Here is a 23275-nt window from a genome sequence, read left to right as displayed (position 1 = left end):
CACAAATCCGGCAAGGGGAACTATTTCCAGTTCCTTGCCGGATGGGTATTTCCAAGCGTTGTTATGGGAAAGAGCATGTTACTGCTTTATCGCTTCGAGCCATTTTTTCTGCTGCAGTACATATTCCATCAGATCGGACTGCACGGACCACATGTGTACATCATCCGGGTTTTTGTTGTACTCCGCGATAGCCGTAATTGCACTGTTCATTGATTTCTCCATTCCACCAATAATAGGTTGTACATCTGCGGTCAGGCCAGGTGTAAGACTATTCAATCCCGTCAGCCAAGACTCGTGCTTATTTTGAATCGCGGTCATCGTTTCTGTAGAAACTGCTGCCGGAGCAGACTGTCCCAGCTGCTGAATGGACAAAGTAGATAATTGTTCCACCAGTGCAGAACTGTTCGTGAAGAAAAGCTGCACATCCTCTTGTTTGCCACCGAATATAGCCGGATTGATCTCAGGGTTCACAATCTCCTTGACATACAGTTCAACTCCCTGGGCTTTTAGCCTGGAGCTAAGTAGCTTGGCCTCTTCACGATCAGCCGAAATGCCTGCATATACTCGATTGCCATCTTCAGGATCAGAACCTGCGGCTATCCCTGCCTGAGCGAGCTCAAGCTTGGCCTGCTCAGCACGTTCAGGAGAACTGAATACACCGTATTGAAGTGCATAATACGTGCTGCCAGTCGTAGCTGTCTGAAGTTGCTGTTCTGTACCTGCAGCCCCCTCCTGACCTGTCACAGTAGAAACTGCCTGATTGACGGGCAGAAGATCGCCTGGCTTCGCGGCTCCTTCTTTATTAAAAAATGAAAGAATAACCATACCAAAAAGCGCTCCGGTAACAAGTGCCCCAGTAACAGAACCAATCATTTTCCATCCCCTTGGAGGGCGATTGCGTTTATAGGAATAGTTCTCCGAATCTGCAAGCCAGTCGTGGCCTTGATCATCATGGGTATTGGACAGATCACGACGCTCTTCCTCTGGATTATCGGTATGATTAACATAACCGTAACCGGAACGGTTCCCAAAATAATGGGCCTCATCCAAGTTCAAGTTCGAATCATGACTCACCCGCTCGTCAGGTTCAGGTACAGCAGAGCTTGTCAGCACCGTCTCTCCCCAGTCTCCGGGGATATCCTCAGGCGTCCATGATGGGGTTGTATCCATCTTAGGCGTTAGCGGTTGATTATGCGGTAATTCTTCACTTAACGTCACCAATGGACTGGACGCGGATATCCTCTTGTTTTCAGGCTTGTCCGACTCATGATCCCCGAAGCGAAACGTCATTCTAGCATTGCTCACCCGTACCCTCTCCTTTGTCCCATTTATATAAGCTATATGCAGAGACTGGAGAATACATTCCATATAACGCAAAAAACGCCTGCTTCGTATCGAAGACAGGCGATTTCTCAATTGATCTATTTCAAACCTTTGGCAAGTGTATCGCCGACTTTCCAGATATCACCTGCGCCCATCGTAATCACAAGATCTCCTGGCTGCAGACGATGTTGCAGATCAGCTACCACTTCTTCTTTTGTAGGAAGGTAACGTGCAGAAGCATTACTGTTTTGAACGATCAGTTCAACCAGTCGGGCTGAGGTTACCCCTTCGATCTGTTTTTCGCCCGCAGGAGAATAGATGTCCGTAATAAGCACCTCATCCGCTTCCGCAAAAGCACGACTGAACGCATCCAGCAGGAAGAACGTCCGCGTATAACGCTGTGGCTGGAATACCGCAATAATGCGTTTGCCCGTTGCTTTAGCGGCACTAATTGTAGCTTCAATCTCAGTCGGGTGATGAGCATAATCATCGATGATCAGCATATCGCGCGCCTCGCCCAATACCTGGAATCTACGTTTGGCTCCATGGAACTGGATGATAGCTGCCACAATCTTCTCAAATGGAATGCCTGCTTCCAGACAGGTAATCACAGTAGCCATCGCATTATAAACGTTATGCTTACCCGGCACTGATAATTCCACCGTGCCCATAGCAGCACCCTGATGATTCATCGTAAAGGAGATACGGCGATCGCCCAATACAATATCCGTTGCCGTATAATCTGCAGCACGATCAATACCATAGGTTGTAATCCGTGACTTGAGTTCTGGCAAAATCGCTTGAACATTCTCGTCGTCAGAACACACAATCGCTGTTCCTTCCGGACGAATCTGGCTCAGGAACTGCACATAAGCCCTTTTGAGCTCCTCAAAATCACTGTTGTAATTCTCCAGATGATCTGCCTCAATATTGGTTACAATACCGAGCCATGGATGGTACTGCAAAAACGAACCATCGCTCTCGTCCGCTTCAGCGACTACCCAGTCGCCTTGACCGGCCTTCGCGTTGGTACCCACATTCATGATTTCTCCGCCAATAATGTATGTCGGATCTGTATCACATTTATCCATAACAAGTGCAATCATGGATGAAGTGGTTGTTTTACCATGAGCCCCAGCTACAGCCACACCTTTACGTTCGTTCAACAAACGTGCAAGCATCTGGGAACGATGCAGAATCGGAATGTTCAGCTCAGCAGCTGCTACCCGTTCCACATTATCAGCAGGCGCTGCCGTAGAGTAGACAACCAGGTCTGCTCCAGTGACGTGCTCTGCCGTATGTCCGATATATATTTTCGCTCCCTTGGCTGCCAACTTCTCGGTCAACTCCTGTGAAGCGACATCCGATCCGGTAACGGTGTATCCCATTTCCAACATAACTCTTGCGATGGCACTCATGCCATATCCGCCAATCCCTATAAAATGAACGTGTTCCGATGTATTTAACAAAACTTTCACCAACCTTTTTCAGAATCGGTTTGATGCAAAAGGGCTGCCCGCACATCCGCAATCAGGTACAGTGTGCCGGAGACCACCCCCAGATCTTCCGCTTCCGTCCGTGACTTCAATAGATCAAGTGCCTTTGCCCATTCGGGCTCGACGATGATTTCCAGTTCCTGCTTCGCAATGGCGGGACGTACCCGTTCGACAATCTGCAGCAATTCGGCTGCATCCATTTTGCGTCGGAAATCTGGCTCGGTCAGGATCAGCGTATCCACTAGTGGCAGTATATGCTGCAAATACGCTTCGTGATGCTTATTTGCCAACATACCCATCATCAAAATTAACTTGTTGTGCGGATAGACATCCATAATGCTCTTGGCCAGTGACTCTGCCCCTTCCGGATTATGTGCTCCATCGAGCACAATTCGGGGTTCATCGACGACTTTTTCGAATCTTCCTGCCCAGAAAGCATTCTCCAGTCCAAGTGCAATATCGTTGTCATCCAGCATAAATGCCATGTATTGTCTAAGCAATTCAAGCACCATAAGTGCGGCCGCTGCATTGTCACATTGATGTGAGCCCTGCATGCGTATGCGAACGTCCAGATCACGGAACGGGCCTGTAAAATGAAAAGATTGTCCGTTCTCATTGCTGTCCAGTCTATGATAAGAGAATTGATCTCCAGCCAAATACACGCTTGATTGAAGCTGCTGTGCTTTCTCCTGAATCACCTTCACAGCTTCGGGTTGAGTCGCGCAAGTCACAACGGGTACTCCCGGCTTGATAATACCTGCCTTTTCTCCAGCAATCTGCTCAATCGTATCTCCAAGCACATCCGTATGATCCATACCAATGTTGGTGATGACGGACACAACAGGTGCGACAATATTCGTTACGTCCATCCTTCCCCCTAGCCCCGTCTCCCATACCACAACGTCAGGGTAACACTCCTCTGCATAGTATAGAAGCGCCAGAGCCGTGGACACCTCAAACATCGTGGGTGATCCAAGCGGAGTGGAGGCCATTTCCATGACCAGTGGATGTAATCGGTTCGAGAGCTTAAGCAGGATTTCTTCAGGAATATCCTCACCGTTGTATTGAAAACGGTTTGTAAACTTGGTGATATAAGGCGACGTAAAGGTACCCACATCATATCCAGCCTGAAGAAGCACTGACGTCAAAAAAGCGCAAGTCGAACCTTTGCCGTTCGTTCCCGCGACATGAATAAATTTGAGACGTTGGTGTGGATTGCCTAACATGGACATCAGACTCTCGATTCGTTCCAATCCAGGTCGGATGCCAAAAGGAATAAGGCCATTGATCCAGTCCACGGCCTCGTTGTACGTAAGTAAAGGAGCTGCTGCATCTGTCCCGTCTAATTCCGTCATCTGATTCACCTTCGGTCCCGAGTTTGAGTGAAAAAAGCGGCCGGATGGCATAATGGCTCTCCATCCGACCCACATATATTAACCTTTAAGTTCCTTGATTCGTGCAATCACTTTATCCCGTTTATCGGAATAATCTGCTTGTTTGGCGCGCTCTTCCTCAATAACTTTGGCAGGAGCTTTGGCTACAAAGCCTTCGTTCGCCAGCTTTTTCTCTACACGGAGAACTTCGCCCTCAAGGTTCTCCAACTCTTTCTCCAAACGAGCCACTTCCTGCTCGATATCAATAAGACCTGCGAGCGGCAAGTATAGTTCTGCCCCCGTAATGATCGCAGTCATTGCCTTATCCGGTGAGTTTAAATCCAGCCCACTATCGAACTCGGACGTATTACAGAAACGTTTGATGTAGTGACTGTTACGCGCAATGATGCTGGACGTCTCAGCACTATTTGCTTTGACCATCAGCTCGATCTTTTTGCTCATCGGCACATTCACTTCTGCACGAATGTTTCGCACTGCACGAATGGTATCCATAAGCAGGTTCATCTCGGCAACAGCCTCTGGGTTCTCAAGAGCAGGATCATATACCGGCCAAGATGCCAACGTAATGGTCTCACCTTCATGCGGCAGATGCTGCCAGATCTCTTCGGAGATGTATGGCATAAACGGATGAATCAGGCGCATGGTCTGATCCAGCACATAAGCAAGCACGGATTGTGTTTTCTTCTTGGCAACCGGATCTTCCCCATAGAAGGACAGCTTAGCAAACTCAATGTACCAGTCACACAGGTCATCCCAGATAAAGTTATACAACACACGACCCGTTTCCCCAAATTCATACGCTTCGATTAGACGCGTAATATCGCGGGAAGTTTCGTTCAGACGGTGCAAAATCCAATAATCCGCTGTACCAAGCTCTCCGCTGATGTCACGTTCCTCATAGGTGAATCCTTCCAGATTCATCAATGCAAAGCGCGAAGCATTCCAGATCTTGTTGGCGAAATTACGAGCCTGCTCCACCCGTTCCCAACGGAAACGGAGATCCTGACCTGGCGTGCTGCTGGTTGAGATCATGTAACGCATTGCATCTGCGCCGTATTTCTCAATCACATCCAGCGGATCTACACCGTTGCCCAGTGATTTGGACATTTTGCGTCCATCTGCATCACGAACAAGACCATGCATCAGCACATCCTTGAACGGAATCTCATCGGTGAATTCCAGTGCAGTGAAAATCATACGTGCAACCCAGAAATATATGATGTCATACCCTGTCACAAGTACACTTGTCGGATAATAACGTTTCAGGTCTTCCGTATCTTCCGGCCAGCCTAGTGTGGAGAATGGCCATAAGCCGGAGCTAAACCAAGTATCGAGTACGTCTTCGTCCTGTCTGAGCTTGCGTCCAGCATACTCTGGCAGCGTTGTTGGATCTTCAGCAGATACGATGATTTCACCTGTTTCTTCATCATACCAAGCAGGTATACGATGTCCCCACCACAGTTGACGGGAAATACACCAGTCACGAACGTTTTCGATCCAGTTCAGATAGGTTTTCTCAAAACGATCTGGAACAAAATTAACCCCTTCGCCGCTCTGTTGTTTTTTAATCGCTCTCTCTGCAAGTGGCTTCATCTCAACGAACCACTGTGTAGACAGATACGGCTCAACAACAGCTCCAGTACGTTCACTGTGTCCAACCTGATGCGTGTGATCCTCAATGTTGATCAATACGCCCTGCTCTTTCAAGTCAGCAACAATCTGCTTGCGGCAGTCACTGCGGTCCAGTCCCTGATACTTGCCTGCCTCAGCATTCATTGTGCCGCTCTCATCCATTACCGTAATCTGAGGGAGATCATGACGAAGACCTACTTCAAAGTCATTTGGATCATGCGCAGGCGTGATTTTAACTGCACCACTTCCAAACTCTTTATCCACATAATCATCAGCGATAATTGGAATTTCGCGTCCAATGATAGGCAGTACAAGTACTTTACCAATCATATCTGCATAACGCTCATCCTTCGGATGAACAGCAACCGCGGTATCACCCAGCATCGTTTCAGGACGCGTTGTTGCCACTGTAACGTAGCCACTTCCGTCTTTGAGCGGGTACCGCAGATGGTACAGGTGACCCTGAACCTCTTTATATTCAACCTCAATGTCGGACAGAGCTGTCCGGTTCACCGGGTCCCAGTTAATGATGCGTTTGCCTCGGTAAATAAGGCCTTTTTCATACAGTTGAACAAATACTTTACGAACCGCTTGGGACAGACCTTCATCCAGCGTAAAACGTTCACGTGAGTAATCAAGCGACAATCCCATTTTGCCCCATTGCTGACGAATGGTAGTGGCATATTGATCTTTCCAATCCCATACTTTCTCCAGAAACTTCTCACGTCCCAGATCATAACGAGTCAGACCTTCTTCACGCAGCTTCTGCTCCACTTTGGTTTGAGTAGCAATACCTGCATGGTCGGAACCCGGAAGCCACAGTGCGTCATAACCTTGCATCCGTTTGGTGCGGATCAGAATATCCTGCAGTGTAAAATCGAGCGCATGCCCAATGTGCAGCATCCCGGTTACATTCGGGGGCGGAATTACAATCGTATACGGCTCTGCATCTTTACGTTGACCGGCTTTGAAATATCCACGCTCCATCCAGGTGGAGTACCATTTATCCTCTGCCGCCTTAGGATCGTAAGTGGTCGGCATTTCTGTTGCAGCAGATTTTTTTTCCTCAGACATGTGTCATTCCTCCGTTACTTCATCATCTTCGCCAAAAAAAACAAAAAAAACCTTTCATCCATCAAAGGACGAAAGGTTAGCTTTCGCGGTACCACCTTTGTTTCACGCCTACAGTAAGATAGACTTCACCCTTTGTACATGACGTGACACTTCAAGCAGATAACGGCTGCTACCGGCCCATCCTACCTCAGAAATAAATGACAATAGAGCTCATTCATCCCTTGTATTCAAACAGGCAACTCCCGGGCGACTTCGATCAGTTGGTTCCTGCGGAATCTCACAGCGTTGCAATTCCACTCTCTGAAAGGTCATACTGTCTACTACTCCCGTTCCACGTTGTTCTTCAAAAAACCTACACACATCATACCTTGCTCGTGCGCGATAGTCAACCTGACAACAGCGGATAAAGAGCGCTGGAATGCAGGTTTAGGACGAATCATGCAAAAACCCGCAATCCTCAAGGGGATCACGGGTCGTAACGAAGGCTTTAACTACGGATTAAGGGATGTACAATATCTGGCCTTCTTCCACAACCTGCTCAGATAATCGGTTATACAACTGAAGTTCCCTCGTGCTCAATTGATATCGATCTGCAATGGCATCCAGTGTATCTTCTCGCTGAACGATGCACAGTTTCACCTTGCGGAATGGGGTCTGGTCCACGATCGTTCCCAGGAACAGGTTCTTCCATTCCACATCATCAGCTGGATACGTTTCTTCCTGTACCACACCCGCAGGAACCTCATCGCCTCGCTCCACTTCAGCATCGCGTGCCGCTCTACCGGAAGATAACAAGGAAGAGATACCTACGCCCTCTTCTTGCCGTGGTGCGGATTCTTTTTTGCTGCCAAAAGCAACCTTCAGCTCCGGCTTGTCTTCCGTCTCAGCCACAGGTTCAGGAACAAATGCTTCGTTCTGTACAAACTCGTCTACCCCAGTCGCTTCAAAAGACGGCCGATCTTCCTCAGCGTTGCCTGGTTCGGACGAAGCAAATACACCTTGCCAGTTCTCCGCCTGTGATTCAACCGGGACATCGGCAACTGCCTGATTCTCCTGCTGAGGTACAGATCTCGCTGATTCGAAGTGCCATACCTCTGGTGCGTCCGGTACATCCGGTGCTGCCAACTCATTAGATGATTGAGCAGTAGGCTCTGTGACTGCTTGATCTGCACTTCTCGAGTTGGCAGGCAATGCATCCACGGAAGGCTCGGACCAACCCGAAGACTCATCTTCCAGAGGCAGCAGTGGTTCCGACTCAGGGTAAGAAGCTAACCGATCTGCGGTCTCAGCCATAAATGACGAGATCGGAGAAGGTTCGCTGTATTGCTCATGAGATGCCAATTCATCCCCATTCGCTGTCAGAGATACGGGATCTTCGTTTGCATCAGGTTGTCTGTTTTCGTTAGCGTACTCCGCGCTTTGCTCCTCAGATTGAATTGGCTCGGCCGATGACGAATCCGCATATTCTTGCTGCCATTCTTCGCTATTCCTTAATGTCTCTTCTCTTGTAGACAGGTCAGCGAATTCCGGAGCACCATAGGCAAGTTCTGCTGCATTCGCAAGTCTCTCTTCCTCACTCCGCTGGAGCAGGTACTCTTGTGCAAATGTGTTGGGATCGCTGCCTGCCTGTGCTGCTTCATCGGAACGGTTGGATTGCTGAGCATCAGGTGAATGAACAACTGTAAACTCATCTGCTGACCATACTTGTGGCTCTTCAACAGGAAAACCTTCGATACCTCGCAGCGACAATACACCTGTAATGTTCAGACTGCGATTGGATAACAGATCCACGTCAAAATTTTCGATCTCGATGGAAATATCCTCAATCGATCTGACCCGGTTCAGCGGCACTGTGATCTCCACGGGAATGAAATGTTTGAGCTCCTCTGAAGCCTCATTTTCTCCTCTGTACGCACCTGTAAGTAAAAGATGCCCTCTTAATGTGGCATGATCATCCTGCCCTATGACTTGAATGCGTGGGTATAGTTCAATCTCCTCCAATTCCTCAATCGCAGGAACTCCCTCAGACAAATGAACGCGCTCATAAATATCGAACCGCAAACCATAAGGTTGATTCAACAAAGGTGGCGTCCTCCTTTCGGCATATGTTCACCATGATCCTTCTCATGGGACTGATCCATGGTCCAAATCCTTCGTTACCCCATCTATATGCCTTGAATGAGGGGAGCATGCCACCTTTTGAAAAACCTTGCTATATATGTTCAACTCATGGTTATTTACACTGTCACTCCCATGACAGAACAACCTTCTGATCGCTGTTATCCCAGATTTTTTTCATTCCTTTTTACAAAGGGAAAATCCGGGGATAGCTTATGCTTCCGAAGCAGCTTTCTTTCAGAAAGCTTTTAGGCGAACGCTTTGCTTCTTCTGGTTGTTTCTGTCCTCTCTGTTTTCGTGTAACTATTAAAGTTCGCTCTATATCATTTATGAATACATCTTTTCACGCTTTGCCAATTGTGTGAAGTCGGATGGCCAAGGGTCGTTCACTTCAATCATCGCTCCGGTTAACGGATGACTAAACTTAAGCATCTCTCCGTGAAGTGCTTGTCGTCCAATGGCATCCGCTCTACCTCCATACAACGCATCACCAATAAGCGGATGTCCCGCGTAACTCAGGTGTACACGAATTTGGTGTGTGCGTCCTGTATCCAGCTTTAATCGTACAAGGGTTGCTCGTTCCCACACTTCGACGATCTCCACATGAGTAACAGCTTCCTGTCCACCTTCGGAGACACGTCTGCGCTGTTTGTGATGTCTATCCTTGCCAATCGGAGCATCAATTTTGTGGAGTTCAAGGGGGATATGTCCACCTGCAATGGCTACATAATGGCGGCCAATCTCTTTGCGACGCATCGCTTCATCCAGTTTGGCGAGGGCAAAAGCATTTTTGGCATACAGGACAGGTCCGGTTGTATCCTCATCCAGTCGATGAACATGGCGAACGCTCGCCTGGATTCCGTTCATTTCGTAATAAGAGGCAACCACATGATCCAGCGTGATGGCCTGATCGGCACGACTTCCATCTGGATGCAGTTTCATGCCTGCCGGTTTGTGCATAACCAGACAGAAATCGTCCTCATACAATACATCCACATCAGCCCAGCGTGGCTCAACATCGATTGGCTGGGACGCAAAAAGGGCCAGCCGAAGCCGGTCCCCTGCAAGTTGTATTCCTCGGTTTGCTTTCAGCTGACGGAGCAGTTTCTCCGGAAACTGAAGTTCAGACAATAGCCATTGCTCTGCAGCCATCGGTTTGTCCGAACTGCCTGTTACGGCTTTCCCTGGCATCAGCTCAAGCCATTCCCCGCGGCGTTTCCAACTTTTGATGGTCATAGCGATTGAAGAGCTTTACGATTCGCCTCAATCGTATCGTCAATATCCTGCTCTGTGTGCACACCAGAGACAAACATGCCTTCATATTGCGAAGGTGCAACACTTACACCTTGATCAATCATGGCCGCAAAATAACGACGGAATTGATCCAGATTGCTTTCTTTGGCAATATCATAATTGGTTACTGGAACGGCACTGAAGAATGGACAAACCATGGAACCCACACGGTTAATGGTTATCGCAATACCCGTCTCAGCTGCATTTTTCTCGAATCCGGCTTGCAAACGTGCAGACAATGTCTCCAGACGGTCATAGACCTCTGGTGTTAACAATTTGAGCGTGGTATATCCTGCTGCCATAGCCAACGGGTTCCCACTAAGTGTACCTGCCTGATAGATCGGTCCTGTTGGAGCAATCTGTTCCATCAGATCCCGACGACCACCATAAGCACCAACCGGGAGTCCGCCACCGATAACTTTACCCAGACAAGTCAGGTCAGGTGTAACCCCATATCGTCCCTGAGCACAGTTCAACCCTACGCGGAAACCGGTCATGACTTCGTCAAAAATAAGCAGGCTGCCATATTGGGTCGTCAAACTGCGCAGGCCTTCAAGGAAACCGGAAGCCGGAGGAACAACCCCCATGTTACCTGCCACAGGTTCCACAATAACAGCGGCCAGTTCTTCACCATAACGTTCAAAAGCAAGCGTAACGGACTCCAGATCGTTATAAGGTACCGTAATGGTATTCACAGCTACACCTTCAGGTACACCTGGACTATCCGGTAGACCCAGTGTTGCAACACCTGAACCCGCCTTGATCAGCAAGCTGTCCGCATGTCCATGATATGATCCTTCAAACTTCAGAATTTTACTGCGTCCGGTTACCCCACGTGCCAGTCGAATGGCACTCATGGTTGCTTCCGTGCCGGAATTAACCATCCGCACGATATCGATAGAAGGTACACGCTCACAGACCAGTTTTGCCATCTCGGTCTCCAGCAAGGTAGGCGCACCAAAGCTTGTTCCTTTGAGGGCTGTCTCACGCAAAGCTTCTACAACGTCAGGGTGTGCATGTCCCATAATGAGTGGGCCCCACGATCCTACATAGTCAATAAAAACATTGCCATCAATATCGTAGATTTTGGACCCTTCACCGCGTTCTGCATAGATCGGAGTAAGTCCCACCGATTTGAATGCGCGTACAGGGCTGTTCACACCCCCAGGTATGTACTGCTTAGCTTCCTCAAACGCGCTGCGTGAGCGCTCATCATTGCGACGATTACCTTGTTGTGCAGTCATGAATATCCTCCTTAATGTAATGTATTTTATTTCTCAGCCAACCAGCGTGAAGCGTCTTTTCCGTAGTAGGTAATGATCATATCTGCACCTGCGCGTTTCATGCTGAGCAGGATTTCCATGGCAACTTTTTTCTCATCGATCCAGCCTTGAATCGCCGCCGCCTTCACCATGGCATACTCGCCACTTACATTATAGGCAACAAGCGGAAGATCAAATTGATCCTTAATCGTACGCATGACATCAAGATAGGACAGCGAAGGTTTAACCATTAGCATATCCGCTCCTTCGAGCACATCCGTCTCTGCTTCACGCAAGGCTTCACGCGCGTTCGCCGGGTCCATCTGATATGACTTGCGGTCTCCGAATTGTGGTGTGGAATCCGCAGCTTCACGGAATGGACCATAGAATGCGGATGCATATTTAACAGAGTAAGACATAATCGGAATGTGACTGAATCCATTCTCATCCAGCCCCGCGCGGATCGCTTGTACAAATCCATCCATCATGTTGGATGGTGCAATAATGTCCGCTCCTGCTTTGGCTTGAGACACTGCCGTTTGCACGAGCAGATCAAGTGATTCGTCATTTAACACATCTCCGCAGATGTGACCGTCAATCTCCACGGTGTGTACCATACCGCAGTGACCGTGATCCGTGAATTCACACAGACAAGTATCCGCAACAACCAGCAGTTCTGGATACCAGGATTTGATCAATCTCGTCGCTTCCTGCACAATGCCATCTTCAGCGAAGCCAGATGAACCCACACTGTCCTTCGTCTCGGGAATACCAAACAATAACACGGCTGGAATTCCCAGCTCGGCAATTTCCGTTACTTCCTCCTGAAGACGATCCAGCGAGAAGCGGAATACGCCAGGCATGGATTTGATTTCAGATTTCACATTTTCTCCATACGTCACATAGATCGGTTGAATAAAGTCGTCCACGGTTAGATGGGTCTCTCTGACCATATTGCGAATACCTGTGGATTGGCGTAAACGGCGATGCCGTACAATTGGAAAACTCATACAAGTAAAACCTCCCTGAAAGTTAAATAGAGCAAAAAGGGAAGCGCGCTGGTATCCTATAGAATTCAGCACGCTTCATATGTTGACATGATTACATGTGTATTAATTTCGAAGAGCGCCTTCTTTGGTGCCTGTCCGTTTCCAGTCGCATAGCACTGTGATCAAGCTATCCATCGTTGCTTCCTCTGCCATCAGTGTAACCTTCAGTCCAGCGGCTTCTGCCGTCTTGGCTGTAACAGGTCCGATACACGCAACCTCCACATCTTTCAATAAAGGCAGTGGATCTTGCAATCCCATACGTTTCAACATACTCATGAAATTGGTAACCGTCGATGAACTTGTAAAGGTTACCGCATGAATACCACCTTCTTCAAGTAGCTTGAGTAGTTCGTCATCATCCTCACCAGCGAGGATCGTATCGTAGGTGATGGCTTCGGTGACCTGAATTCCTCGTTCTCTCAACTGGTCACGTAACCATGTACGCGCAAGATCACCGTGCGGAAGCAATACTCTCTGGCCTTCCTTCAGCTCACTTTCAAAAGCCTCAAGCATGCCTTCGGCCTGGAAAGGACCTTTGACAACCTCTGCAACGATGCCATGTTTGCGCAAAGCATCTGCTGTGGAAGGTCCTACGGCAGCAATTCTCGCTTGATGAATCGAACGAATATCCTTGCCTTCCTGTTCCAGATGGCGGAAGAAAAACTCCACGCCGTTCACACTTGTGAAAAACACCCAGTCATAGGTATTTAAAGCACTGAAGGCGTCTTTGACACTTTGCTGCGCAGATTCACTGGACGGCATGACCGTCTCAATGACCGGAAACTCATACGGTTCGCCGCCGAGTTCCTCAATGCGATTCACCAGTTCACTCGCCTGACTGCGAGCACGGGTTACCAGAATTCGTTTGCCAAACAGCGGCAGCGCTTCTGCCCATTTCAACTGTTCCCGCTGATTGACGACATCTCCCACCACAATAACAGCTGGTGGTTGGAAATTGGCTGCGATCACTTTCGCTTCTATATCCTCAAGGGTACCTGTAAGGGTATCCTGTTCCGCTCGTGTTCCCCAACGAATCAGAGCTACCGGTGTTTGCGCTGGACGACCATGACGAATCAATTGTTCGCTGATATATCCAATTTTGGCAACCCCCATCATAAATACAAGTGTGCCCGTTGCATTCGTCACTTTATCCCAATGGATACTGCGATCAAGCTTGTCCGGACTCTCGTGCCCCGTAATAATAGAGATGGAAGATGCATAGTCACGGTGAGTCACAGGAATTCCGGCATACGCAGGTACACTTATTGCAGCGGTAACCCCAGGTACAATCTCAAACGGAATTCCGTTTTTGTGCAGCAAACCCGCCTCTTCGCCCACGCGTCCAAAGATAGTTGGATCGCCGCCTTTAAGCCGAACCACAACCTTGCCTTCAAGCGCCAGATCAACCAACAGTTGATTGATCTCTTCCTGCTTCATCGTATGCCGATCCGGGCGCTTGCCCACATAAATCTTGACTGCGCCAGGTTTCATTTGTTTCAACAATCTCGGACTTGCCAAACGATCATAGACTACAGCATCGGCTTTCCCGATGGATTCCCACCCTTTTACCGTAATCAGCTTTGCATCCCCAGGACCTGCCCCTACCAAAAAGACCTTTCCCACCATGTCTTCATCCCCTAACTTCTGCCAGTATCTGCTCTGCACCCCGTTCAATCAATCTCCACGCTACTTCTTCACCCAGACGAACCGGGTCCTTGCCGATCATAGCTTCCTTAAGAATCAGTCCACCATCCGGCGTGCCGACCATACCTGTTAATTGTAACGTGTTTTCACCATTCAGGGAATCTGCATCTTGCTGAGGCACCCACACCGCATGAGCACCGATCGGAACCTGGCAGCCCCCATTCAATACACTAAGAAAACGGCGTTCCGCCTGTACAGGAAATGCTGTCTCGGGGTCGTTATACAGCTGCAGCAAGTGCAACAGTTCCTCATCGTCTTCACGACATTCGATACCAAGCGCGCCTTGACCCACTGCCGGAAGGCAAGCTGTTTCCGTCAAGTACTCTGTGATCCGGTCTTCCCAGCCCATACGGTACAATCCTGCAGCTGCCAGAATAATCGCATCGAATCCTTCGGTCTCCAGCTTCCGCAGACGGGAATCAATATTGCCGCGAATCGATTCCAATTGCAAATCTGGACGATAGGCCTTTAATTGACTCGATCGGCGCAGACTGCTTGTTCCGACTCTAGCTCCTTCTGGCAGTTGATCCAGAGTTAGTCCACCATTAGATATCAGCGCATCCCGTGGATCTGCACGACGGGGAATTGCACCATTGATTAATCCTTCGGGTAACTCGGAGGGCATATCTTTCATGCTATGCACAGCCATATCAATCGTACGATCAAGCATCGCCTGTTCAATCTCTTTGACAAACAGACCTTTGCCTCCCACTTTTGACAACGTTACATCCAGAATGAGATCTCCCTTGGTAACAATCTTATGTACTTCAAAGTCAAAAGCTAATCCTTCCCGCTCACAAATATCGCGTAAATCCTGAATGACATGACCTGTCTGGGTTAGCGCAAGCGCGCTCTGTCTACTTCCAACTTTAATTGTACGCATATCTACACTTCCTCCTGATTACGGGATATCCAGTCCCCGATTTCTTCTTCGGTCCACCACCGAAAATGGCCTGTACGAATATCTTCTAATATGTTCATTTCAGTTAATTGCCGAAGCAACGTACTCCTGAGACTTGAAGAAGATACGCGTGACTTCACCTCAGTCCTCATCTGGTGCAAAAACTCAAGGTACGTCTCATACTCATCACCGAACTGTCGTTCGAGTGTGGCACGTATCTCCGCAGCTGCTGCCGGTCCCGCTCCTGCTGTGGATATCGCTATGCTTAATCTCCCACGCCTTACCACGCTTGGCGTAATAAAGCTGCTGTGCTCCGAAGACATTGCGTTATTCACCAATATGCCCGCAGCCTCCGCATCCCGAACCACAGTTGAATTGACCTCTGAATGGTCAGTCGCTGCATATACGAGAAAGGCCCCCCGCAAATCTCCATTGCGGTAGGACCGGTCTATCCATTGAATTCGGGATTCATGATGCAGTTGTTTTAATACGGGAGTAAGCTCCGGACTAATGACCGTAATCTGTGCCTCAGCATGCAACAATCCCTTAATTTTACGTTCGGCAACACGTCCACCACCAACCACGCAGCACTTTTTGCCTGAAGTATTCACAAATATCGGCGTGTAACGGTCCATCCCCTTCACTCTCCCGTCCAACGATGAAACGCTGAATACGCATTGGATAAAAAACTTATAATGACAAATCCGTACCCAATCAGTGTCCATCTTGCCATGATAATTGTAGAGAACTGTTTCCTTCTCTTGGATACGAAGTACCCCACATAGATGGCTATAGCAAGACCTGTCGCAATAACTTTGAGATCCAAGAGTAGAATCCAGCGTCTTTCAGCCACAATGGATAATACGGCAAGCATCACAGAAACGCCAAGGAGCGGTGTACCTATGAAATTAGCACCATCCATGTATTTGCCGATCACTTCCAGGCTTGGCATCCGTCGCATCGTATCATTCCACTTTTTTTTCTTCAACTTACGGTGCAGGAACAGATATAACATGGCAAATACCGTAGCAACGGTTAACGCCGCAAAACCAAGATTCGCCAAGGTAATATGCATAATGAGTAATCCATGTACCGTTTGCCAGTTATGCAGTGATATCTCTCCGGCCGTAAACCACAGTCGGTTTAATACCGTAACGGAAAAACCTACAACATTCAGCAACAAAATCACAAATTCGGAACGCTGGATGCGAGTCATGACAAGAGACATCAGCACAATACTGAATGAAAATATAAACAAAAAATCAAAGGTGGTATAGATGGGGAAATGGCCTTCAGTCCACATGCGCAATATGACATGCGTTACCTGCAGTCCCCAAACAACGACAAGAAACCCTGTGCCTGTCCGCTTCGCCCCCGCATTGCGTCGAATGCAGTCCGAGAAATAGAACAGTAGGCTCAGGGCATACATATAGATTAGAGCTTCATAAACTTGTTCAGCAAGGGTCAAGCTGCCCACCCGCCTTATACGCCTGCCGGAGCATAAGCCGGCACGGGGTCTTGCCGGTTTTCGTTAAGGTGAGCGGCTGGTTTCGCCAGAGCTGTAGCATCACTCTGACTCACTTTTTCAGCGGCCATCTCTACTGCATCTTCCAGAGCGAAAATCTGAGTAAACATGCGCAGAGCTTCATCACCTTGCTTCGTGCCTGCCATTTCCTTAATCCGATTAATCGGATCTGTCGTCATTTGGTTCACAATACTCTTGGTCAAACGACGAATGACTTTACGTTGATGTTCATCGAGCTCAGGCAGTTTATTAAACAGGCTATCCATCGTTTCTTCATGAATGGAGACACCTTTTTCCTGCAAAGCGCGAATAACGGGACGAACACCCAACGTTTTGAGCCAATGGTAATAATCCTCCATCTCAAGCTCAATCATTCTCTCAATCTTGGCAGCTTCAACCTTACGCATCTCCAGGTTGCTCTCCACGATTCCTTCCAGATCATCAATGTCATAGAGAAATACGTTGGATAATTCACCAATCGCCGGATCAATATCGCGTGGAACCGCAATATCAATCAGGAACAATGGACGAGATTGACGACGCTTCATGCTCTCACGCACCACTGCTGCATCCATGACATAACGTTCAGCTCCAGTCGAACTAATCACAATATCAACTTCATTCAGTCGATCTAATGCCTGTTCCATCGTACAAGGTGTACCCCGGAACTTGGCTGCCAATTCTTCAGCTCTTGCGAGCGTACGATTCGCCACGATGACCTCGGATGCCCCGTTGGCATAGAGATGTTTCACGGTTAGTTCACTCATCTTGCCCGCACCCAAAATGAGCACCTTCTTGTCTGTGAACATGCCAAAAATCCTCTTACCGAGTTCAACAGCAGCATAACTGACAGATACGGCACTCTCCCCGATGGAAGTCTCCGAATGTGCCCGTTTGCCCAGCGTAACTGCCTGTTTGAACAGCATATTAAACCAGGTACCTGTTGATTTCTCTTCTTGCGCTTTAAGAAAAGCCTGTTTCACCTGTCCAAGAATCTGAGTCTCACCAATGACCATGGAATCTAGTCCGCAGATGACGCGGAACAAATGGCGCATGGCTTGATCATCTTCATATATATATAAGTGTTGCGTAAATTCTTCCCGTGGTACGTTAAACCATTGTTCCATGAATGTTCGAATAAAATAACCACACATGTGAAGACGGTCCACCACAACATACAACTCGGTACGGTTACATGTGGCTACGATTACACCTTCCAATACACTCTTGGTCAGCTTGAGCTGCTGCAGCGCTTCAGACAAATCCTTTTCTGCAAATGTGAATCGTTCCCTAACCTCTACAGGCGCCGTGCGATAATTCAAACCAACGACAACGATGTGCATTGCAAGTTCACCTGCCTAATAAATTTCCAATCAAAGTGCTTACTGCATATGTCTATCCATTTATGATTGACAAGGTTAATTATATCACACATCATAGCCATGACCGGGTCATTTTTATGAAATGTTTATGAAATCACCATGTTCATCATCATATGCACTGTCATTTATTGTAGTGTCTCACCAAAGTTCACCGTTATGCGTTAAAAAGTGTCGATTATGAATATTCATAACGATACGCATATTAAAACAAATAGCCATGGAATTATTCCATGACTATTTGAGTTTGGGAGGTTATGTGTCCATCCCGATATGTGAACATTGTGTATGCAATATACTTTTTATTTAAACCCGTTCAGTCTGATTGTTCATGTCTGGTGTTTCAACTTGCAATTCGCCCAAACCACGTACCAACTTCTTTGCATACGTTTTTTCAGGCTTTAATACGGATACCAGGTAGTCAATAGCAAGCTGTGGATCTACAGTCTCCCCACAAGTGTAACAATCAATCGCTGCAAAACCTCTCTCAGGATACGTATGAATGGAGAGATGGCTCTCAGACAATAGTACAAGTACGGTCGCTCCCTGTGGATCAAACTGCTTGGACTGTACGGACATCACTGTCGCGCCACATGCCTCCGCTGCTTCAACCATTTGGGCTTCCAGATACTCTGCATTGTTCAGTAGATTAAAGTCGACACCCCAAGTATCAACAGCAACGTGTCTTCCGAAAGTTGAATATTCCATCCTTCGGTTCCCCCTTCCTAGGAATAAAATGTTTGAAAAATTTCATCCGCTAGGACCTACGTCATTCACTTCCCGAGGGAAAAATCTCTCGCAACATATAATGTCCTGAGTGAATCCTGGTTCCTATATTGTTTTCAACGAGATTAAAAATAACATTGAATCAGAGTGAAATCAACCCTTTTCCAGAAGATTGTAAAATAAATATTTCCAATTCGAAATATTCCATCTCACATCAAAAATCCCCCTGCAACCTCCACATTGGCAAGTGCCACTGCACGGAAGATACAAGGGAATTCATTATATACATATACGTTTATAAACATACAATTTAAAGCTAATAAGCTTCAAGCTCAAACAACCGTTTTTGATGACGAGCAAGGGTCTCATCAATCTGATGGAGCTGATCAGCAGTCGCATCTTTTCTAGTGTCCAGTAGTGAATCGATCTCGGCATACACACGGTTGATTTCGCGTTCTACATCTCTGGCCTGGAACAGATGTTGCAATTCAAGCAACGTATTTTTGTATTCATAGATCACTCGGGTGTTCTCCCCGGTCTTCTCCACAATTTTGCGGACAGTGCCTTGAGCATAAACATACGTCATGGTGAACCCTTTATAGATCCGATGAACGACCCCGTCACCCTTAAAAGTCACAAAGAGCTTCCGGACAACGTTGGTCAGATGCAGATTCACCAGGCGGCAAGATAATTCACAGATATAAAACCCTTCTATGCGGTCAAAAGGGAAATGCACTTCTTCTCCACTTACATCCCCCAGCACAACCTCCTGACAACCATTGTCCAACACCTTAACCCGGTGATGAAGCCTGCCGTCTTCTGTCATGCGCAAAAACTGATGCATCTGGGGTTCTGACAATTTCATAGTGGCCTTAACGTACTCTGTGGCTAACCGCTGAGCCATACAAATCCCTCAATTCTTTCCCGATTGTTTTGCCTTCCTGCACATGTAGCAGTCATCTCAAAATTCTTCAGGCCGGCATGGCCGGTAATTTTGGTACTGTTGGCAATATGCACCTATGCTCATTATACACTACCCTAACGTTATTTTTCTCCAGACCCAGATGATGAATTCTCACGAAATTCCTTAAAAAACCGGATTAATCTGGATCTCATCAAAGATTCATTTAGCATGCTCACTTTCCTGCACTAAAACGGTATACTATCTCGGTTATCCGTTAATTCCGTTGGTTTCTTCCTCATCAGAAGCACCCTCTGCATCCAGCACTGGTGCATACTTATCTATGCGGGCATGGCGGGTAATGATGTCCCATAACTCTTCTTTCCCCAATCCCTCTTCGGATGAAAACGGCACAAACAAATCCCCTGAACGAAGACCCAGTGATTCCTTAATGACTTTGATATATTTGGCTCTGCGGGTTTTTGGAATCTTGTCCATCTTGGTTGCTACGACAACCAAAGGCAGTCCATTATGACGAAGCCATTCGTTCATCATCTTGTCCTCTTTGGACGGTTCATGTCTCATATCAACCATCTGCATGACCAGTTTCAATTCCTCGCGTCCCAACAAGTATTTCTCCATCATTTTACCCCAGGCAAAGCGTTGCTCTTTAGAAACTTTAGCGTAGCCATATCCCGGGAAATCGACGAAGTAGAGATCCTGATTAATTTTATAATAGTTGAGTTGCTGTGTCTTACCCGGTGTTGAGCTCGTCCGAGCCAAGTTTTTACGATTGATCAATCGGTTGATCAGGGAAGATTTCCCCACATTGGAGCGTCCCGCCAAAGCAATCTCTGGCAGACCGTCCTCGGGGTATTGTTCAGGCCGAACGGCACTGATAATAAATTCAGATTGATTTACTTTCATATTGTATCTTTCCTCTCTTGAACGCCTGTGCTATGCATCACCTGTTGAAGGTATTATGCCATGGATTGTTCTATCATACCAAAAAAACCGTTCCAGCGGACGCCGAAGCCTCCGCAGAACGGTCTAATCTTCATACGAACCTTTCGGATACGTGGATTACAGGTGAATTCCTGTCTGCTCAACAAGTGCATGCTGTAATACCTGATCCATATGGGCTACAGGGACAAACTCCACATCTTCCTTGATGCTGTCTGGAATGTCACGCAGGTCCCGTTCGTTATCCTTAGGCAATAATATTTTTTTATAGCCGGCACGATGGGCCGCCAGTGATTTCTCTTTAAGGCCACCAATCGGCAGCACACGTCCACGCAGTGTTATTTCACCAGTCATCGCGATATCCTTGGACACATGTTTGTTCGTCAAGGCTGAGATTAACGCTGTTGCCATCGTAATCCCGGCAGATGGACCATCCTTCGGAATCGCTCCTTCCGGAACGTGGATATGGATATCGTTCTTCTCATGGAAGTCAGGCGAAATTCCAAGCTGTGTAGCTTTGGAACGGGTGTAACTGAATGCGGCTTGTGCCGATTCCTTCATGACATCCCCCAGTTTACCTGTGAGAGTCAATTTACCTGTTCCAGGCACAACAGTCACTTCAATGATAAGGGTATCTCCACCCACTTCAGTCCACGCCAGACCCGTTACGGTACCAATCTGATCTTCCAGTTCGGCCATACCATAACGGAACTTGCCAGGTCCAAGGTAGTCTTTGATCTCATCGGATGAGATGTTAATCTGACCTTCCACACCCGATACGATGTTCTTGGCAGCTTTCCGGCACAACGAAGCCATCTGCTGTTCCAGATTACGCACACCTGACTCCCGTGTATATTCACGAATTACACGCAACAACGCGTCATCCGGGATTTCCAATTGCTCTTCTTCCAAACCATGGTCCTGCTTCTGTTTGGGCAACAAATAGTTTTTCGCAATTTGTTGCTTCTCCAGCTCCGTATAACCAGGGATGTTGAGCATTTCCATCCGATCCAGCAATGGACGCGGAATATTGTGTACCGTGTTGGCAGTTGTTATAAACATAACGTTGGATAAGTCAAACGGCAATTCTACAAAATGATCACTAAACGTATTATTTTGTTCCGGATCAAGTACCTCAAGTAACGCTGCGGAAGGATCTCCGCGGAAGTCTGAAGCCATCTTATCAATCTCGTCCAGCAGGAATACCGGATTGAGTGAACCTGCCGTTTTCATCCCTTGGATGATACGCCCAGGCATAGCCCCTACATAGGTGCGTCGGTGACCACGAATCTCGGCTTCATCACGCACGCCGCCAAGAGATATTCTTACAAACTCCCGACCTAGCGATCTCGCGATCGAACGAGCAAGTGATGTTTTACCGACCCCTGGAGGTCCAACCAGACAGAGAATTGGCCCTTTGAGCTTCTTGACGAGCTTCTGGACAGCCAGATATTCAAGTACACGTTCTTTGGGCTTTTCCAGTCCGTAATGATCTGCATTGAGCACATCTTCGGCTTTTTGGATATCCAGATCATCCGCTGTCATCTGACTCCAAGGAAGGCCAAGCAGCCAATCCACGTAGTTGCGAATGACTCCGCCCTCGGCTGAACTTGCAGGCATTTTCTCCAGTCGATCAATTTCTTTCTCGACCTTTTCTTTCACCTTGTCCGGCAAGCCGAGTTCTTCCATCTGAGTGCGAAGTTCCTCGACCTCACCCGCACGGCCTTCTTTTTCACCCAGTTCTTTCTGGATCGCTTTCATCTGCTCGCGCAAATAATATTCCTTCTGCGTTTTCTCCATCTGTTTCTTCACACGTTGGCTGATCTTGCGTTCAAGCTCCAGCACTTCGCGCTCATTGTTCAGGATATCCAGCAATTTCTCCAGACGTTCCCGAACGTCGATGGTCTCCAGAATTTCCTGTTTATCCTTGATCTTCAAGGACAGGTGACTCGTGATGACATCGGCCAGACGCCCTGGTTCTTCGATGTCAGACACCGCTGCGAGTGTCTCTGGTGTCACTTTTTTGGACAGATTAATATAATTCTCGAACTGGTTCAGAACGGTACGCATCAAGGCATCCGTCTCCGGATGGGTATTCTCCTCTTCAGGCAGCTCTTTAGCCAGTACTTCATAATATTCCTCGTTGTCCGTATATTCAATAATTTCAGCCCGTTCCAAGCCTTCAACGAGTACACGAATCGTACCGTTCGGAAGCTTCAGCATCTGTCTGACCTTGGCCACGGTTCCGATTCTGAAAATGTCCTCTTGTGTTGGTTCTTCAATATTTACTTCGGCTTGGGAACATAGGAGAATCAGATGTTCTTCTACCATCGCTTTTTCTAAAGCCTTGACCGATTTCTCCCGGCCCACATCGAGATGCAGTACCATACTCGGGTAGACGAGAAGTCCTCTTAAAGGCAGTAAAGGAAAACGACGACCTTTCGCTTTGCTCGGTCCCATCGCTTTCGCACCTCCAATGGCTCTCAGGTTGTAGTCATTCATTATTCTATCAAATGTTCACATAAAAAACCAATG

17 protein-coding genes and 1 other annotated feature are annotated in these 23275 nt (G+C 47.7%); all 17 genes read right to left on the bottom strand.

Annotated features, from left to right (window positions below; genetic code table 11):
- Positions 1-78: 78 nt before the first annotated feature.
- Positions 79-1305, bottom strand: coding sequence for an SPOR domain-containing protein (locus C161_RS25105; protein ID WP_051449932.1), 1227 nt, complete (start codon positions 1303-1305; stop codon positions 79-81).
- A 116-nt stretch (positions 1306-1421) separates the two neighbouring features.
- Positions 1422-2741: a UDP-N-acetylmuramate--L-alanine ligase gene (gene murC / locus C161_RS25100; RefSeq protein ID WP_047841184.1), complete on the bottom strand. Its 1320-nt coding sequence runs from the start codon at positions 2739-2741 to the stop codon at positions 1422-1424.
- A gap of 56 nt (positions 2742-2797) precedes the next feature.
- Entirely contained in the window at positions 2798-4174 is a 1377-nt protein-coding gene (locus tag C161_RS25095) for a bifunctional folylpolyglutamate synthase/dihydrofolate synthase (RefSeq protein WP_036673600.1), read from the bottom strand.
- Positions 4175-4252: 78 nt separating this feature from the next.
- Complete coding sequence (locus C161_RS25090) at positions 4253-6919, bottom strand: valine--tRNA ligase (protein ID WP_036605901.1); 2667 nt, start codon at positions 6917-6919, stop codon at positions 4253-4255.
- Between the two features lie 61 nt (positions 6920-6980).
- Positions 6981-7262 (bottom strand) — a binding site (T-box leader).
- Positions 7263-7417: 155 nt separating this feature from the next.
- Entirely contained in the window at positions 7418-9001 is a 1584-nt protein-coding gene (locus tag C161_RS25085; RefSeq protein ID WP_036673536.1) for a LysM peptidoglycan-binding domain-containing protein, read from the bottom strand.
- Positions 9002-9364: 363 nt separating this feature from the next.
- Positions 9365-10273, bottom strand: a complete 909-nt coding sequence (locus tag C161_RS25080) for an RluA family pseudouridine synthase (RefSeq protein ID WP_036673533.1) — start codon at positions 10271-10273, stop codon at positions 9365-9367.
- Positions 10270-11574 carry a glutamate-1-semialdehyde 2,1-aminomutase gene (hemL, locus tag C161_RS25075; protein WP_036673531.1) on the bottom strand — a complete coding sequence of 435 codons (1305 nt, stop codon included), beginning with the start codon at positions 11572-11574 and terminating at the stop codon, positions 10270-10272. The genes C161_RS25080 and hemL overlap by 4 nt, the downstream gene beginning before the upstream one ends.
- A gap of 26 nt (positions 11575-11600) precedes the next feature.
- Positions 11601-12602 carry a porphobilinogen synthase gene (gene hemB, locus C161_RS25070; protein ID WP_017692601.1) on the bottom strand — a complete coding sequence of 334 codons (1002 nt, stop codon included), beginning with the start codon at positions 12600-12602 and terminating at the stop codon, positions 11601-11603.
- A gap of 102 nt (positions 12603-12704) precedes the next feature.
- Complete coding sequence (gene cobA / locus C161_RS25065) at positions 12705-14267, bottom strand: uroporphyrinogen-III C-methyltransferase (RefSeq protein ID WP_036673530.1); 1563 nt, start codon at positions 14265-14267, stop codon at positions 12705-12707.
- A gap of 4 nt (positions 14268-14271) precedes the next feature.
- Positions 14272-15228 (bottom strand): hydroxymethylbilane synthase, encoded by a 957-nt coding sequence (gene hemC, locus C161_RS25060; protein WP_036605896.1) that lies wholly within the window; start codon positions 15226-15228, stop codon positions 14272-14274.
- Between the two features lie 2 nt (positions 15229-15230).
- Positions 15231-15881: a precorrin-2 dehydrogenase/sirohydrochlorin ferrochelatase family protein gene (locus tag C161_RS25055; RefSeq protein WP_036673528.1), complete on the bottom strand. Its 651-nt coding sequence runs from the start codon at positions 15879-15881 to the stop codon at positions 15231-15233.
- Between the two features lie 5 nt (positions 15882-15886).
- On the bottom strand, positions 15887-16714 hold the full coding sequence (gene ccsA / locus C161_RS25050) for a cytochrome c biogenesis protein CcsA (protein ID WP_036605894.1): 828 nt from the start codon (positions 16712-16714) through the stop codon (positions 15887-15889).
- Between the two features lie 14 nt (positions 16715-16728).
- On the bottom strand, positions 16729-18114 hold the full coding sequence (gene hemA, locus C161_RS25045) for a glutamyl-tRNA reductase (protein WP_036605893.1): 1386 nt from the start codon (positions 18112-18114) through the stop codon (positions 16729-16731).
- Positions 18115-18456: 342 nt separating this feature from the next.
- Positions 18457-18858 carry an adenosylmethionine decarboxylase gene (gene speD, locus C161_RS25040; RefSeq protein ID WP_036673526.1) on the bottom strand — a complete coding sequence of 134 codons (402 nt, stop codon included), beginning with the start codon at positions 18856-18858 and terminating at the stop codon, positions 18457-18459.
- A gap of 334 nt (positions 18859-19192) precedes the next feature.
- Complete coding sequence (locus C161_RS25035; RefSeq protein WP_036605891.1) at positions 19193-19780, bottom strand: hypothetical protein; 588 nt, start codon at positions 19778-19780, stop codon at positions 19193-19195.
- A 267-nt stretch (positions 19781-20047) separates the two neighbouring features.
- On the bottom strand, positions 20048-20704 hold the full coding sequence (gene yihA / locus C161_RS25030) for a ribosome biogenesis GTP-binding protein YihA/YsxC (RefSeq protein WP_036605890.1): 657 nt from the start codon (positions 20702-20704) through the stop codon (positions 20048-20050).
- 156 nt (positions 20705-20860) lie between these two features.
- Positions 20861-23200: an endopeptidase La gene (lon, locus tag C161_RS25025; RefSeq protein ID WP_036605889.1), complete on the bottom strand. Its 2340-nt coding sequence runs from the start codon at positions 23198-23200 to the stop codon at positions 20861-20863.
- Positions 23201-23275 lie beyond the last annotated feature (75 nt).

Source organism: Paenibacillus sp. FSL R5-192, assembly GCF_000517845.1.
GTDB classification, from domain to species: Bacteria; Bacillota; Bacilli; order Paenibacillales; family Paenibacillaceae; genus Paenibacillus; species Paenibacillus amylolyticus.
This window is presented reverse-complemented; position numbering and strand designations above follow the sequence as displayed.

Bases quoted from the DNA above. Each gene is read 5' to 3' on its own strand.
- cobA (WP_036673530.1), bottom strand. From the start codon at position 14,267: ATGGTGGGAAAGGTCTTTTTGGTAGGGGCAGGTCCTGGGGATGCAAAG.
- lon (WP_036605889.1), bottom strand. From the start codon at position 23,200: ATGGGACCGAGCAAAGCGAAAGGTCGTCGTTTTCCTTTACTGCCTTTA.
- C161_RS25090 (WP_036605901.1), bottom strand. From the start codon at position 6,919: ATGTCTGAGGAAAAAAAATCTGCTGCAACAGAAATGCCGACCACTTAC.
- C161_RS25035 (WP_036605891.1), bottom strand. From the start codon at position 19,780: ATGGCTCAGCGGTTAGCCACAGAGTACGTTAAGGCCACTATGAAATTG.
- yihA (WP_036605890.1), bottom strand. From the start codon at position 20,704: ATGAAAGTAAATCAATCTGAATTTATTATCAGTGCCGTTCGGCCTGAA.
- C161_RS25095 (WP_036673600.1), bottom strand. From the start codon at position 4,174: ATGACGGAATTAGACGGGACAGATGCAGCAGCTCCTTTACTTACGTAC.
- hemB (WP_017692601.1), bottom strand. From the start codon at position 12,602: ATGAGTTTTCCAATTGTACGGCATCGCCGTTTACGCCAATCCACAGGT.
- hemA (WP_036605893.1), bottom strand. From the start codon at position 18,114: ATGCACATCGTTGTCGTTGGTTTGAATTATCGCACGGCGCCTGTAGAG.
- C161_RS25080 (WP_036673533.1), bottom strand. From the start codon at position 10,273: ATGACCATCAAAAGTTGGAAACGCCGCGGGGAATGGCTTGAGCTGATG.
- murC (WP_047841184.1), bottom strand. From the start codon at position 2,741: ATGAGTGCCATCGCAAGAGTTATGTTGGAAATGGGATACACCGTTACC.
- speD (WP_036673526.1), bottom strand. From the start codon at position 18,858: ATGGAATATTCAACTTTCGGAAGACACGTTGCTGTTGATACTTGGGGT.
- hemL (WP_036673531.1), bottom strand. From the start codon at position 11,574: ATGACTGCACAACAAGGTAATCGTCGCAATGATGAGCGCTCACGCAGC.
- hemC (WP_036605896.1), bottom strand. From the start codon at position 15,228: ATGCGTACAATTAAAGTTGGAAGTAGACAGAGCGCGCTTGCGCTAACC.
- C161_RS25055 (WP_036673528.1), bottom strand. From the start codon at position 15,881: ATGGACCGTTACACGCCGATATTTGTGAATACTTCAGGCAAAAAGTGC.